The sequence below is a fragment of the Rhizobacter sp. genome, assembly GCA_019635355.1.
In the GTDB taxonomy this organism is placed as follows: Bacteria; Pseudomonadota; Gammaproteobacteria; order Burkholderiales; family Burkholderiaceae_C; genus Rhizobacter.
This window is the reverse complement of sequence record JAHBZQ010000001.1, coordinates 1,222,599-1,237,756: the sequence shown is the minus strand read 5'-3', so window position 1 is coordinate 1,237,756 and position 15,158 is coordinate 1,222,599. Positions and strand designations below refer to the sequence as shown.

Sequence of the window (15,158 nt, the reverse complement as noted above, 5' to 3'; positions counted from 1 at the left end):
CGGGGGTCAGGTCGAAGGCTTGAAGTCTATCGCCGCCGAATTGATGCAGTAGCGGTCGCCGGTGGGGGCGGGGCCGTCTTCGAAGACGTGGCCGAGGTGCGAGCCACAGTTGTTGCAGCGGACTTCGACGCGCACCATGCCGTGGCTCTTGTCGACCACGCGCTCGATCACTTCGCTGTTGATCGGCTCCCAGTAGCTCGGCCAGCCGCAGCCGGCGTCGAACTTGGTGTCGGACTTGAAGAGCGGCGTGCCGCAGCCGATGCAGTTGTACTGGCCCTTCTGGAAGTGATCCCAGTACTTGCCGGTGAAGGCGCGCTCGGTGGCCGCGTGGCGCGCCACTTCGTATTGCATCGGGTCGAGCTGCGCCCGCCACTCTGCATCTGACTTTTCAACTTTGTACTTGCTCATGATGAACACGACACTTCGATAGTTTTCGCCCATTCGGGCGGGAAGTCGGCATAGGCCGAATGCTCGGGTTGTTCGTCGTAGGGACGCTCCAGAACTTTCAGCAGTTTGTGTGTCTCGCTGAAGTCGCCTTGCTCGGCCGCGCGGATCGCGACCTCGGCCAGGTGGTTGCGCAAGACGTATTTCGGATTCGCGCGGTTCATGCGCGCTGCGCGCTCGGCATCGACGCTGCCTTCGGCGCGCAGGCGCGCACTGTAGGCCTGCGCCCAGGCGTCGAAGGCGGGGCGGTCGAGGAACATGTCGCGCACCACATCGTTGCTCGCGCCTTCGGCCGAGTTGAACTGGGCGAGGCGGCGGAAGGTGATGCTGAAGTCGGTGCGGTCGGCGGCCATGCACTTGAGCAGGCCGTCGATCAGCGCCATGTCGCCGTCGTGCTCGGTCGCGAGGCCGAGCTTTGCGCGCATCTGCCGCGTGAGGGCCTGGGGGAAGGCTGTCTTGTAGGGCTCGAGCGCGGCAAGCGCGGCGTCGGCATCGTCGATCAGCGGCATCAGCCCTTGTGCGAGCGCGTGCAAGTTCCAGAAGCCCACGTTGGGTTGCCGCGCATAGGCATAGCGGCCCTGGTGGTCAGAGTGGTTGCAGACGTGGCCGGGGTCGAAGGCATCGAGGAAGCCGAAGGGCCCATAGTCGATGGTGAGGCCGAGGATCGACATGTTGTCGGTGTTCATCACGCCGTGGCAGAAGCCCACGGCCTGCCACCAGGCCATCAGCTCGGCCGTCTTGCGCGCCACCGCTTCGAGCAGAGCCGCATAGGGCTGCGCCAAAGTGGCGCACTCGGGGTAGTGGTGGGCGATGACGAAGTCGGCGAGCTGACGAAGCGCCTCGGTGTCTTCGGCGGTGTGCGTGAAATGCTCGAAGTGCCCGAAGCGGATGAAGCTCGGCGCCACGCGCGTGACCACCGCCGCCGTCTCGAGGGTTTCGCGGCGCACGGGGAGGGCCGAGCCGGTGATGCACAGGGCGCGCGTCGTCGGCACGCCGAGTGCGGCCATCGCCTCCGAGCACAGGAACTCCCGGATCGACGAGCGCAGCACCGCACGCCCGTCGCCCATGCGCGAGTAGGGCGTGAGGCCGGCGCCCTTGAGCTGGATCTCCATCGGCCCGCTGGCCGTGTCGAGCTCACCGAGCAGGTGCGCGCGGCCGTCGCCCAGCTGGCCCGCCCACACGCCGAACTGGTGGCCGCTGTAGACGCTGGCCAGCGGCTGCATGCCGGGCAGCGAGGCATTGCCGCTCAAGACCGGCAGCAGCTCGTCGCGTTGGCCTTGCCAGCCCAGCAGCTCGGCGCACCGCTCGCTCCACGCGACCCAATGGGGCTCGGGCAGGCCTTGCGGCTGCATGGGCGTGTAGAAACGATCGCCCAGCGTGGCAAAGCGATTCGGCCATCGGCGCTCAAGCACAACCGACGCTTCGGCGCCATCGAAAACTTCAACCATCGCGGCAGTGTAGCGAGCGCGTCCGACTGCGATTTCTCTAGGGGTAAACAGTGAAATCGCGCATCTTGCCTCGTTCCTATCATCCGTTGCATTGCAGCAATCTCACGAGGTAAGAACATGGCGCACCTGATGGGCCAGATGATGGAAATGCCGCTGATGATCTCGTCGCTCATCAAGCACGCGGCGCGGCATTCGGCCGACACCGAGATCGTCTCCAAGCGCACCGAAGGCGACATCCACCGCTACACCTACAAGGACTGCGAACTGCGTGCGCGCAAGCTGGCGCAGGCCTTCGCGCGGCTCGGCTGCGAAGCCGGCGACCGCGTGGGCACGCTGGCCTGGAACGGCTACCGGCACCTCGAGATCTACTATGCTGCTTCCGGCTCGGCGCTGGTGTGCCACACCATCAACCCGCGGCTCTTCCCGGAGCAGATCGTCTGGATCGCCGAAGACGCGAAGGACAAGGTGCTGTGCTTCGACCTCACCTTCCTGCCGCTGGTGGAGAAGATCGCGCCGATGCTCAAGAGCGTGAAGCACTTCGTGCTGATGACCGACCGCGCGCACATGCCGGCCGCCAGCAGCCTGAAGGGCCTGCTCTGCTACGACGAGCTGGTGGAGGCCGAAGACGGCCACTACGCCTGGCCCGAGTTCGACGAGAGCACCGCCTCGAGCATCTGCTACACCTCGGGCACCACCGGCAACCCCAAGGGCGCCGTCTACAGCCACCGCTCGACGCTGCTGCACGCCTACGCGAGCGCCTTGCCCGATGCGCTGGGTTGCTCGGCGGCCGACACCATCCTTCCGGTGGTGCCGATGTTCCACGTCAACGCCTGGGGGCTGCCGTATTCCGCGGCGCTCGTCGGCGCCAAGCTCGTGATGCCGGGGCCGCACCTCGACGGCAAGTCATTGCACGAGCTCTTCGAGACCGAGAAGGTCACCTTCAGCGCCGGCGTGCCGACCGTGTGGCTCGGCCTCCTCAACTACGTGAAGCAGAACGACCTCAAGTTCAGCACCTTCAAGCGCACGGTGATCGGCGGCTCGGCCTGCCCGCCGTCGATGCTGCGCACGCTGCAAGACGAGTTCGGCGTCGAAGTGATCCATGCGTGGGGCATGACCGAGATGTCGCCGCTCGGCACGCTGGCCAAGCTCAAGGGCAAGCACGTGTCGCTCAGCAAGGAAGCCAAGGAGCGCCTGCAGTTCACGCAAGGGCGTGTGGTCTACGGCGTCGACATGCTGATCCTCGATGACGACAACAAGCCGCTGCCGTGGGATGGCAAGGCGTCGGGCAACCTGGTGGTGAGAGGCCCCTGGGTCATCGCCAGCTACTACCAGCGCGAAGAGTCACCACTCGTGAAGGTCGAAGGGCTCGAGTGGTTCCCGACCGGCGACGTGGCCACCATCGATGCCGACGGCTTCATGCAGATCACCGACCGCAGCAAGGACGTGATCAAGTCCGGCGGCGAATGGATCAGCTCCATCGACCTCGAGAACATCGCAATGGCCCACCCGGCGGTGCACGAGGCCGCGGCCATCGCCTGCCGGCACCCGAAGTGGGACGAGCGCCCCTTGCTGGTCGTCGTGAAGAAGCCGGGCGCCGAGCTGACCCGCGAAGAGCTGCTCGGGTTCTTCGAGGGCCGCATCGCGAAGTGGCAGATCCCGGACGACGTGGCCTTCGTTAGCGAAATCCCTCATACGGCGACCGGCAAGATCCAGAAACTCAAGTTGCGAGAGACGTTCAAAGACCATCAGCTCCCTGGTTAGACGCCAGTTCTGCAGAGCGGGAGAGAGGGTTTGCACTGTCGTGCGATTCCGGGTAATCCTTGAATCGGCCGAAGGGTCTATTCAGGTATGTTCATGGGGTTTTGTTTTTTGTGCACCAAGGAGAAGTCATGAAATTCGCGAAGAAGATGTTCGGCATGTCGGTGGCCGCAGCGGCCCTGTCGCTCAGCGTGAGCGCAGCGTTCGCCCAGGCCGGGGAGACCGTCAAGCTGGCATTCGTTGACCCGCTGTCGGGTCCGATGGCCAACATCGGCACGAACATCTTGCACACCTTCCAGTCCGTCGCCGATCGCAAGAGCGGCAAGGGCAACCCGGCGGGCGTGAAGTACGAGATCGTTCCGTTCGACAACAAGGGTTCGGCCCAGGAAAGCCTGAGCGTCCTGAAGGCCGTCATCGACCAGAACATCCGCTACATCGTCAACGGCAATGGTTCGGCCCCCGCCATGGCCCTGATCGACGCCATCAGCAAGCACAACGAGCGCAACCCCGGCAAGGAAGTCATCCTGCTCAACTACGCTGCGGTCGACCCTGACCTGACCAACAGCAAGTGCAACTACTGGCACTTCCGCTTCGACGCCGACACGTCGATGAAGATGGAAGCGATGACGACCTACATGAAGGACCAGAAGGACATCAAGAAGGTCTACATCATTGGTCAGAACTACTCGCACGGCCATCAGGTCGCCAAGTTCGCCAAGGAAAACCTGGCCCGCAAGCGCCCCGACGTGCAGATCGTCGGCGAAGACCTGCACCCCATCGCCCAGGTGAAGGACTTCTCGCCTTACGTCGCCAAGATCAAGCAGTCGGGTGCCGACACCGTGATCACCGGCAACTGGGGCAACGACATGGCCCTGCTGTTCAAGGCCGCCCAAGACGCCGGCCTGAACGTCAACTGGTACACCTACTACGCTGGCGCTGCCGGCTCGCCGACCGCGCTGGGCAACTACGGCCTGGGCAAGGTGCGCTATGTCTACCCGGGCTACCCGAACCTGCCGGGCGAGTACCAGGAAGCCATGAAGGCCTTCGAGACCCGCTTCAAGGGTGAAGACTTCAGCACCGCCACCTCGCTGTCGCTGTTCGACATCCTCAGCGGCGGCATTGCCAAGGCCAAGTCGACCGACCCGGTGAAGGTCGCCAAGGCGATGGAAGGCCTGTCGGTCAAGTCGTACTCGGGTGACATCCAGATGCGCGCCAGCGACCACCAGCTGCAGCAGACGCTGTACCTGGCCAGCTGGAACAAGGTCGACAAGAAGAACCCGGTGAACCGTGAGAACACCGGCAACACCTGGCACGCCGAGAAGGTGTTCGAGCCGTATGTGGCCAGCACCCCGACCACCTGCCAGATGAAGCGCCCGGGCTGATTCCCGAGCCCGCTTGCGGAAGGTCTGCGAAGGCCTTCTGCGAGCGATCTCTGCATGTCTCTGCAAAGAGAGGCAAGTCTTCACGGGCTTGCCTCTTTTTGTGCGTTGCAGCGGGGTAGTCCCTATCTCGGGCACCCTGGAAATCAACTACGGTGCGCACTGCTCGCGCACGGGTGGGCGAGGTACTGATCGTGTCTCGACCGCGACCGCGCAGCGTTACGCCACGTAGTACGCTGCCGTGTTTTTTTGCGGCAGCAATGCTTCGGCTTCGCATGGCTTGCCACGCATGCGTACATCGGCTTTCCACACTCACCAATTGGACCTGACGACGCGATGGAGTTCTTCACCATATCGCTACTGAACGGCATCAGCTACGGGCTGCTGCTGTTCATGCTGAGTTCGGGCTTGACCCTGATCTTCAGCATGATGGGCGTGCTCAATTTCGCCCATGCCAGCTTCTACATGCTCGGCGCCTACTTCGCGTTCACCACGATGAAATACGTGGGCTACTGGCCCGCGCTGATCGTGGCCCCGCTGCTGGCCTTCCTGGCCGGTGCGGCTTTCGAGCGTTTCTTCCTGCGCCGCGTGCACAAGTTCGGCCACGTGCCCGAACTGCTGATCACCTTCGGCCTGTCGTTCGTGCTGCTCGAGCTGGTGCAGCTCACCTGGGGGCGCCTGCCGGTCGACTACAAGGTGCCCGAGGCTCTCAGTGGCCCGCTGTTCACGATCTACGGCACGCAGTTCCCGATGTACCGCGGCTTCATGATGCTGGTCGCCTTGCTGATGCTCTTCTCGGTCTGGCTGCTGCTGGCCAAGACCCGCATCGGCCTCATCATCCAGTCGGCGCTGACGCACCCTGAGATGTCCGAAGCGCTCGGCCATAACGTGCCGCGCGTCTTCATGCTGGTGTTCGGCGGCGGTGCTGCGCTTGCAGGCCTTGCCGGTGTGATCGGCGGCAACGCCTACGTCACCGAGCCCGGCATGGCCGCTGCGGTCGGCCCGATCATCTTCGTGGTGGTGGTGGTGGGTGGCATGGGCTCGCTGGCCGGCGCGTTTGCCGCGTCGTTGCTCATCGGCATCGTGCAGACCTTTGCCGTCGCGATGGACCAGTCGGTGCTGACGGCGCTGCGCCATCTCAACGTGAGCGTCTCTCCGTCCACTTTCGGCTACCCCCTGATGGAACTCAAGATCTCGCAGGTGGCCCCGATCCTTCCCTATGTCCTGCTGGTGCTGATGCTGATCTTCCGCCCGAAGGGCCTCATGGGCACGCGTGAGGGCTGACATGAGCAAAACACAATACTTCCAATTCCAGCCCTTCAACGTGGGCCGTCTTCTGCTGTGGAGCGGCTTTGCACTGCTCCTGCTGGTGGCCCCGCTGCTCTTCAAGAGCAGCTTGGCGCTGACGGTGCTGTCGCAGATGGGCTACATGATCATCATCTGCCTCAGCTACAACATGCTGCTCGGCCAAGGCGGCATGCTGAGCTTCGGCCATGCCGTCTACACCGGCCTGGGCGCGTTCTTCACGATCCATGCGCTCAACCTCGTGGGCGGTGGCAAGCTGCCGATTCCCGTGAGCCTGTTGCCCATCGTGGGCGGGCTGGCGGGGGCGAGCATCGCCGCACTGCTCGGGTGGGTGACCACCAAGAAGGCGGCCAACACCTTCGCGATGATCACGCTGGGTGTGGGCGAGCTGGTGTTCGCGATGTCGCTGATGTTCTCGGGCTTCTTCGGCGGCGAGGGCGGCGTGAGCGGCAACCGCGTGGTCGGCGAGCCGTTCTTCGGCATCACCTTCGGCCCGGGCCTCCAGGTGTACTACCTGATCGCGGTCTACTGCTTCGTCTGCACCGGCCTGATGTTCATGCTGACGCGCACGCCGCTTGGCCGCATGCTCAATGCGGTGCGCGACAACCCGGAGCGTGTGGAGTTCGTCGGCTACAACACCCAGGTGGTGCGCTACATCGCCTTCATCATCGCCGGCTTCTTCGCCGGCATCGGTGGCGGCCTGACGGCGATCAACTTCGAGATCGTGACGGCCGAGTCGGTGGGCGCGGCGCGCTCGGGCGGCTACCTGCTGTTCACCTTCCTCGGGGGTGCCTCGTTCTTCTTCGGCCCGATCATCGGCGCGGTGCTGGCGGTGCTGGCCTTCGTGCTGCTGTCTGAGATGACGAAGGCCTGGCTGCTGTACCTCGGCATCGTGTTCCTGGTGATGGTGATGTTCGCCCCCGGCGGCATCGCCAGCCTGATCATGATGAACGTGCGCGTGGCGGCGTTCGGCAAGTGGAAGCGTCTGGCCCTGAGCTACGTGGGCCTCTTCCTCACCACCGTGGTGTGGCTGGTCGGTGGTGCCGCCATCATCGAGATGGTCTATCACGTGCAGCTCGAAGCCGGCACCGGCGACACCATCAAGTTCATGGGCCAGGTGCTCAACACCAAGGACATGACCAACTGGATCGGAGCAGCCGCGCTGCTGCTGGTGGGTGGTGGGCTGTTCGAGCTGGTGCGTCGCCGCTTCCATGCGAAGTGGGGCGCCATCCAGGAAGAAATCGAAAAAGAGATTCACCGCAGAGGTGCTGCATGAGCCAGGGCAACGTGGCAAACGACAAGGGCGGTTGGGCCATCGAGCTCAATGACTGCCGCAAGAGCTTCGGCAAGACCGAAATCATCCGTGGCGCTTCGCTCAAGGTGAAGGAAGGCGAGCGTGTGGCCATCATCGGCCCCAACGGCGCCGGCAAGTCCACGCTGTTCAACCTGATCAGCGGCCGCTTCGGTCTCACGAGTGGCGAGATCAAGCTGCATGGCCAGCGCATTGACGGCCTGCGGCCGTTCGAGATCAGCCGCCGCGGGCTCGCGCGCAGCTTCCAGGTGTCCAACCTCTTCGGGCGCCTGTCGGTGTTCGAGAACATCCGCTGCGCGGTGCTGTGGTCGATGGGCTATCGCTACGTGTTCTGGAAGTTCCTCGCCAACCTGCACGACGCGAATGACCGCGCCGAGCAGGTCATGCGAATGATCAAGCTCGAAGCCAAGCGCGACGAAGCGGCGATGAACCTCACCTACGCCGAACAGCGTGCGCTCGAGGTCGGCATCACCATCGCCGGCGGTGCCAGCGTGATCCTGCTCGACGAGCCGACCGCCGGCATGAGCAAGAGCGAGACCTCGCGCTTCATCCAGCTCATCCGAGAGATCACCGTCGGCAAGACGCTGCTCACCGTGGAGCACGACATGGGCGTGGTGTTCGGCCTGGCCGACAAGATCGCCGTGCTGGTGTACGGCGAGGTGATCGCCTTCGACACGCCCGATGCCGTGCGCGCCAATGCGCGTGTGCAGGAGGCCTATCTCGGCTCCGTGCTGGCCGAACAGCAAGCTGCGGGGCACTGACATGACGCCCCCACGTTCACTCCGTTCACTTCCCCCCGAGGGGGCGCAGGCCTCCTTTGGGACGGCCCGGCAGGAGGCCTGACATGACGATGCTTCAACTCAAAGACCTGCACGCCTTCTACGGCAAGAGCCATGTGCTGCATGGCGTGAACCTCGACGTGAAGCCGGGCGAGATCGTGGCGCTGCTGGGCCGCAACGGCTCGGGTCGCTCGACCACTGCCAAGACGATCATGGGCCTGGTCGACGGCCACGGCTCGGTCAAGTGGCGCGATCAAGAAATCCTCGGCAAGAAGGCCTTCCAGATCGCCCACGCCGGCATCGGCTACGTGCCCGAGAACCGCGACATCTTCCCCAAGCTCACCGTGCACCAGAACCTGATGCTCGGGGAGAAAGGCACGAGCAAGAAGCCGCGCTGGTCGTTCGACGACATGTACCAGATGTTCCCGCGGCTCAAGGAGCGCCAGCACACCGAGGCCGGCGTGCTCTCGGGTGGCGAGCAGCAGATGCTCACGCTGTGCCGCACGCTGATGGGCGACCCCGACCTCATCATGATCGACGAGCCGACCGAAGGCCTCGCGCCCAAGATCGTCGAACTCGTGGCCGAGTACCTGAAGGAACTCAAGCGCCGTGGCATCTCGGTGCTGCTGGTCGAGCAGAAGCTCACCATCGCGCTCGAGATCTCGGAGCGTTGCTACGTGATGGGCCACGGCCAGGTGGTGTTCGAAGGAACGCCGGCCCAGCTGCGCGCTGACGCGGCCATTCGCAAGGAGTGGCTGGAGGTCTAAGATCGACTGAAGCCGCGAGCCACCTCGGCCGGCACTGCTTCGCACGACACCCCGGCCCGCCGGTTTGTCGCTGACGAGACAGGAGCCGGCCGTTCTGTTTTCTAGACTCGAACGATCGTTCGCTTTTTGCCGTTCCATCCGGCTTCAGAAGGGTCATCCGCCATGAGCGCCACCTATGAATTGCGCGGCAGCGTCGCCGTCATCACGCTGAACAATCCGCCGGTCAACGGCCTGGGTCATGCCACCCGGCTGGGCATCACGCAAGGGCTGGAAAAGGCCGAGGCCGACGGCGCCGTGAAGGCCGTCGTGATCACTGGCGCCGGCAACGCGTTTTCCGGTGGCGCCGACATCAAGGAATTCGGTTCGCCCAAGGCAATGGCCGAGCCGAACCTGCTGAGCGTGATCGCTGCCGTCGAAGCGTCGAGCAAGCCGGTGGTGACCGCGATCCACGGCGTGTGCATGGGGGGCGGGTTGGAGTTGGCACTTGGCTGCCACTACCGCGTGGCGGCCAAAGGCACGCAAGTGGCGCTGCCTGAAGTGAAGCTCGGCCTGCTGCCCGGTGCCGGTGGTACGCAACGCCTGCCGCGCGTGCTCGGCGTCGAAGCTGCGCTGAACATGATCGTGAGCGGCGAGCCGGTAAAGAGCGAAATGCTCGCGTCGCTGCCGGGCCAGAAGCTGTTCGACAAGCTGGTCGACGGCGACGTTCTCAACGCTGCGCTCGCACTGGCCGCTGAAGTCGCCGACAAGCGCCCGCTGCCGCTCGTGCGCAACCTCAAGGCCACGCACCCCAACGCCGACGGCTACTACCAGTTCGCCCGCAACACCGTCGGCGCGATGTCGCGCAACTACCCGGCGCCACTGCAATGCGTCGAGGCCGTGGCCAACGCCGTCTACAAGCCCTTCGACGAAGGCATGCGCTTGGAGCTCGTGACCTTCCAGTCACTGATGCTCACGCCCGAGAGCCGTGCACTGCGCCATGTGTTCGTGGCCGAGCGCGCCGCGAGCAAGATCCCCGACGTGCCGGCCGACACGCCGGTGCGCGATGTGAAGAAGCTCGCCATCATCGGTGCCGGGACCATGGGTGGTGGCATCGCGATGAACTTCCTCAACGCCGGCCTGCCGGTGGTGATGCTCGAGATGAAGCAGGAGGCGCTTGACCGCGGCGTCGCCACCATCCGCAAGAACTACGAAGCGCAGGTCAAGAAGGGCAAGCTCAAGCAGGAGAAGCTCGACGAGCGCATGGCGCTGCTCACCACCACGCTCAACTACGGCGACCTGAAAGACGCCGACATGGTGATCGAGGCCGTGTTCGAAGACATGGGCGTGAAGGAGAAGGTGTTCAAGGCGCTCGACGAGGTGATGAAGCCCGGCGCCATCCTTGCGAGCAACACTTCCACGCTCGACGTGAACCAGATCGCCGCTTTCACCAAGCGCCCGCAGGACGTGATCGGTACGCACTTCTTCAGCCCGGCCAATGTGATGAAGCTGCTGGAAGTCATTCGCGGCGAGAAGACGGCGAAAGACGTGCTCGCCACCGTGATGGCGCTCGGCAAGAAGATCAAGAAGACCTGCGTGGTCTCGGGCGTGTGCGATGGCTTCATCGGCAACCGCATGATCGAGCAGTACTCGCGCCAGGGCGGCTTCCTGCTGGAAGAGGGCGCCACGCCCGAGCAGGTTGACCGCGCGATCGAGAAGTTCGGCTTCGCGATGGGCCCATTCCGCATGGGCGACCTCGCCGGCAACGACATCGGCTGGTACATCCGCAAGCGCCGCTACGTCGAGCAGCCCGACATGATCTACAGCAAGACGGCCGACGTGCTGTGTGAGATGGGCCGCTACGGCCAAAAGACCAATGCCGGCTGGTACGACTACAAGCCCGGCAAGCGCGATGCGATCCCGTCGAAGGAAGTGGTCGCGATGATCGAGAAGGTGCGGGCCGAGAAGGGCATCACCCCGCGCAAGATCAGCGACCAGGAGATCGTGCAGCGCCTGGTCTACGCGCTCGTGAACGAAGGTGCCAAGATCCTCGAAGAGGGCATCGCGCTGCGCGCGTCCGACATCGACATGGTCTACCTCACCGGCTACGGCTTCCCCGCCTTCCGCGGCGGCCCGATGTGCTATGCCGACACGCAAGGCCTCTTCAACGTGGTCGCGGCCATGAAGCGCTTCCAGAAGAACCCGCTCGACGATGCGAAGTTCTGGGAGCCGGCGCCGCTGCTTGCCAAGCTAGCGGCCGAGGGCAAGACGTTCAGCTAAGGAGACACTGCCGATGAAACGCGCCACCTTCACCAGCATGGAGACCAGCACCGCCGAAGACTGGTCCATCATCAAAGAAGAAGCCGGCGCCTTTCAGCGCGGCCTTCCCGATCGCCTCATCGCGCACCTGAAGCTTCTCGAAGGCGACTACGGCGGCTTTCCCGTCGACCGCTACACCCACTCGCTGCAGACCGCCACGCGCGCGATGAAGGACGGCCGCGACGACGAGTACGTGGTGTGCGCGCTGCTGCACGACATCGGCGACACGCTCGGCCCGGCCAACCACTTCGACATCGCCGCGGCGATCTTGAAGCCCTGGGTCAGCGCCGAGAACCTCTGGATGGTGCAGAACCACGGCATCTTCCAGGGCTACTACTTCTTCCACCACCTGGGCCTCGACCGTCACTTGCGCGACCAGTTCGAAGGCCACCCGAGCTACGAGCGCACGGCCGAGTTCTGCGCGCTCTACGACAACCCGGCCTTCGACCCGAAGGCTGAGACGTTGCCCATCAGTGAGTTCGAGCCCGCGTTGCGCAAGGTCTTCGCCAAGCCCAAGAACAGCATCTACCTGCCGGCCCAGAAGGCGGCTTGATCCCAAGAACACCTCGGAGTACCCCATGACCTCAGCCGTGATCGTTTCCACCGCCCGCACGCCGCTCGCCAAGAGCTGGAAGGGTGCCTTCAACATGACCCACGGTGCGACCTTGGGCGGCTTTGCGGTGAAGGCCGCCGTCGAGCGCGCCGGCATCGAAGGGGCCGAGGTCGATGACGTGATCATGGGCTGCGCCACACCCGAAGGCGCGACCGGCGGCAACATCGCCCGCCAGATCGCACTGCGCGCCGGCCTGCCGATCACGACCAGCGGCATGACCATCAACCGCTTCTGCTCCAGCGGCCTGCAGACCATCGCCACCGCCGCCCAGCGCATCATCGCGGGCGAGGGCGACGTGTACGTGGCTGGTGGCGTGGAGAGCATCTCCTGCGTACAGAACGAAGCCAACCGCCACATGGCCGCCGACGGCTGGCTGAAGGAGCACAAGCCCGAGATCTACTGGAGCATGCTGCAGACCGCCGAGCAGGTGGCCAAGCGCTACAACATCGGCCGCGACCGCATGGACGAGTACGGTGCCGCCAGCCAGCAGAAGGCCTGCGCGGCGCAGGAAGCCGGCAAGTTCAACGCCGAGATGATCTCGGTCACCACCGTGGCGGGCGTGGCCGACCCGGTGATGGGCCTGCGCACCAAGGAAGTGACGATCAGCGCCGACGAAGGTCTGCGCGCCGGCACCACGAAAGAAGGCATCGCCGGCATCAAGCCCGCACTGCCGGGCGGCCTCATCACCGCCGGCAACGCGAGCCAGTTCAGCGACGGCGCCGGCGCCTGCGTGCTGATGAACGAGAAGCTGGCCGAGCAGCGCGGCTTCAAGCCGCTGGGCCGCTTCCTCGGCTTTGCGGTGGCTGGCTGCGAGCCCGACGAGATGGGCATCGGCCCGGTCTTCGCCGTGCCCAAGGTGCTGAAGAAACTCGGCCTCAAGGTCAGCGACATCGACCTCTGGGAACTCAACGAAGCCTTCGCCGTGCAGGTGCTGTATTGCGCCGACACGCTGGGCATCCCGATGGACCGCCTCAACGTCAATGGCGGCGCGATTGCGGTCGGCCACCCCTATGGCGTGAGCGGCCAGCGCCTCACCGGCCACGCGCTCATCGAAGGCAAGCGCCGCGGTGCGAAACGGGTGGTGGTGACCATGTGCATCGGCGGCGGCATGGGTGCTGCGGGCGTGTTCGAAGTGCTCTGAGACCGCCACCGTTCGGGCTGAGCCTGTCGAAGCCCTCTCGCATCGCACCAGCCCTTCGACAAGCTCAGGGCGAACGGATATTTCCATGACCTACCGCGCCACCCTCGACTTCCTGCTCTACGACTGGCTCGCTGCCGAGCAGCTCACCCAACGCGAGCGATTCAACGACCATTCGCGCGAGACCTTCTCGTCGGTGCTCGACACCTGCGAGCGGATCGCGCGCGACAAGTTCTTGCCGTTCAACCGCCTGTCCGACACGCAGGAGCCGCACTTCGACGGCGAGAAGGTGATCCTGCCGCAGGCCTCGCACGACGCGGCCAAGGCGTATGTCGAATCCGGCATGCTGGCCGCCGCGCAAGACTACGACGTGGGCGGCATGCAGCTCCCCTGCGTCGTGGAGATGGCGGCCAACACCTTCTTCTCGAAGGCCAGCATCGGCCTCGGCGGTGGCGGCATGCTGACCGCCGGCAACGCCAACCTGCTGATGGCCCATGGCACCGAAGCGCAGAAGAACGTCTTCGCGAAGAACGAATTCGCCGGCCGCTTCTTCGGCACCATGTGCCTCTCCGAGCCGCAGGCCGGCTCGTCGCTGTCCGACATCCTCACCCGCGCCACGCCCGATGGCGACGACTTCGAGCGCGACCCGCTCGGCCCACGCTACCGCCTGCGCGGCAACAAGATGTGGATCAGCAACGGCGAGCATGAGCTCACCGAAAACATCGTGCACCTGGTGCTGGCCAAGATTCCCGGGCCGGATGGCAACCTGATCCCCGGCACCAAGGGCATCTCGCTCTTCATCGTGCCGAAGAAGCTGGTCGACGCCGACGCGAAGCTCACCGGTGAACGCAATGACGTGGCACTCGCCGGCCTGAACCACAAGCTCGGCTACCGCGGCATCCCGAACACGCTGCTCAACTTCGGCGAAGGCAAGTACCCGGTGCGGGGCAAGGCCGGTGCGATCGGCTACCTCGTGGGCAAGCCGGGTGACGGCCTCAAGTGCATGTTCCACATGATGAACGAGGCGCGCATCGGCGTGGGCCTCGGTGCGGTAATGCTGGGGTATGCGGGCTACGAAGCGAGCCTCGAATACGCGAAGGGTCGGCCGCAAGGTCGCCCGATCGGTGTGGGCGGCAAGGATGCCAAGCAGCCGCAGGTCGCGATCATCCAGCACGCCGACGTGAAGCGCATGCTGCTGGCGCAGAAGTCGTATTGCGAAGGCGCGCTCGCGCTGGAGCTGTATTGCTCACGTCTCGTCGACGAACTGCACACGGGTGACGCCGACAAGCGCGCCGAAGCCGGCCTGTTGCTGGAGATGCTCACGCCCATCGCGAAGAGCTGGCCGAGCGAGTGGTGCCTGGAAGCCAACAGCTTGGCGATCCAGATCCACGGCGGCTACGGCTACACGCGTGACTACCCGGTGGAGCAGTACTGGCGCGACAACCGCCTCAACATGATCCACGAAGGCACGCACGGCATCCAGGGGCTCGACCTCCTGGGCCGCAAGGTGGTGATGGATGGTGGCAAGGGCCTTGCGCTCCTGGCTGCCAAGGTCAACGCGACGATCGAGCGCGCGGTGCAGACGCCCGAGTGGGCCGAGCCCGCGAACGCGCTGGCCGGTGCGCTCAAGCACCTGGGCAACGCCACCAAAGCGGCCTGGGCGACCGGCGTGCCGGAAGATGCGCTTGCCAACGCGGTGCCCTACCTGCAGGCCTTCGGCCACACGGTGCTCGCCTGGATCTGGCTCGACGTGGCGCTCTGTGCGCAAGCGTCGAAGACCGACGAGAACCTGCGCCAGGGCACGCTCGCCGCGGCGCGCTTCTTCTTCCGCTACGAGCTGCCGCGTGTGCCGGCGTGGCTCAAGGTGGTGGAGACGCGCGACGACACCTGCCGCACGATGCACGACGACTGGTTCTGAGC

At 64.8% G+C, this 15,158-nt stretch carries 12 protein-coding genes; 10 read left to right on the top strand and 2 right to left on the bottom strand.

Annotation, left to right across the window (positions count from 1 at the left end; translation table 11 throughout):
• Positions 1-6 precede the first annotated feature (6 nt).
• Together msrB and KF892_05500 are read right to left on the bottom strand one after the other, a co-directional pair.
• Positions 7-408 carry a peptide-methionine (R)-S-oxide reductase MsrB gene (msrB, locus tag KF892_05505; GenBank protein MBX3624447.1) on the bottom strand — a complete coding sequence of 134 codons (402 nt, stop codon included), beginning with the start codon at positions 406-408 and terminating at the stop codon, positions 7-9.
• Positions 405-1,892, bottom strand: coding sequence for a YdiU family protein (locus KF892_05500; protein ID MBX3624446.1), 1,488 nt, complete (start codon positions 1,890-1,892; stop codon positions 405-407). The genes msrB and KF892_05500 overlap by 4 nt, the downstream gene beginning before the upstream one ends.
• A 117-nt stretch (positions 1,893-2,009) precedes the next feature.
• Between KF892_05500 and KF892_05495 the strand changes: the two genes are divergently transcribed.
• From KF892_05495 to KF892_05450, 10 genes are all read left to right on the top strand, one after another.
• Complete coding sequence (locus KF892_05495) at positions 2,010-3,653, top strand: fatty-acid--CoA ligase (GenBank protein MBX3624445.1); 1,644 nt, start codon at positions 2,010-2,012, stop codon at positions 3,651-3,653.
• A 128-nt stretch (positions 3,654-3,781) separates the two neighbouring features.
• Positions 3,782-5,032 (top strand): branched-chain amino acid ABC transporter substrate-binding protein, encoded by a 1,251-nt coding sequence (locus tag KF892_05490; protein ID MBX3624444.1) that lies wholly within the window; start codon positions 3,782-3,784, stop codon positions 5,030-5,032.
• A 333-nt stretch (positions 5,033-5,365) separates the two neighbouring features.
• Positions 5,366-6,313 carry a branched-chain amino acid ABC transporter permease gene (locus tag KF892_05485; GenBank protein ID MBX3624443.1) on the top strand — a complete coding sequence of 316 codons (948 nt, stop codon included), beginning with the start codon at positions 5,366-5,368 and terminating at the stop codon, positions 6,311-6,313.
• A gap of 1 nt (position 6,314) precedes the next feature.
• Entirely contained in the window at positions 6,315-7,610 is a 1,296-nt protein-coding gene (locus tag KF892_05480; protein ID MBX3624442.1) for a branched-chain amino acid ABC transporter permease, read from the top strand.
• Positions 7,607-8,407 carry an ABC transporter ATP-binding protein gene (locus KF892_05475; protein MBX3624441.1) on the top strand — a complete coding sequence of 267 codons (801 nt, stop codon included), beginning with the start codon at positions 7,607-7,609 and terminating at the stop codon, positions 8,405-8,407. Before KF892_05480 ends, KF892_05475 begins: the two co-directional genes overlap by 4 nt.
• A gap of 89 nt (positions 8,408-8,496) precedes the next feature.
• Positions 8,497-9,192, top strand: coding sequence for an ABC transporter ATP-binding protein (locus tag KF892_05470; GenBank protein MBX3624440.1), 696 nt, complete (start codon positions 8,497-8,499; stop codon positions 9,190-9,192).
• 162 nt (positions 9,193-9,354) lie between these two features.
• Complete coding sequence (locus KF892_05465; GenBank protein ID MBX3624439.1) at positions 9,355-11,448, top strand: enoyl-CoA hydratase/isomerase family protein; 2,094 nt, start codon at positions 9,355-9,357, stop codon at positions 11,446-11,448.
• A 13-nt stretch (positions 11,449-11,461) separates the two neighbouring features.
• Complete coding sequence (locus tag KF892_05460; GenBank protein ID MBX3624438.1) at positions 11,462-12,040, top strand: HD domain-containing protein; 579 nt, start codon at positions 11,462-11,464, stop codon at positions 12,038-12,040.
• Positions 12,041-12,065: 25 nt separating this feature from the next.
• Positions 12,066-13,241 carry an acetyl-CoA C-acyltransferase gene (locus KF892_05455; GenBank protein ID MBX3624437.1) on the top strand — a complete coding sequence of 392 codons (1,176 nt, stop codon included), beginning with the start codon at positions 12,066-12,068 and terminating at the stop codon, positions 13,239-13,241.
• Between the two features lie 85 nt (positions 13,242-13,326).
• Positions 13,327-15,156 carry an acyl-CoA dehydrogenase gene (locus KF892_05450; GenBank protein ID MBX3624436.1) on the top strand — a complete coding sequence of 610 codons (1,830 nt, stop codon included), beginning with the start codon at positions 13,327-13,329 and terminating at the stop codon, positions 15,154-15,156.
• The last annotated feature ends 2 nt before the right edge of the window (positions 15,157-15,158 follow it).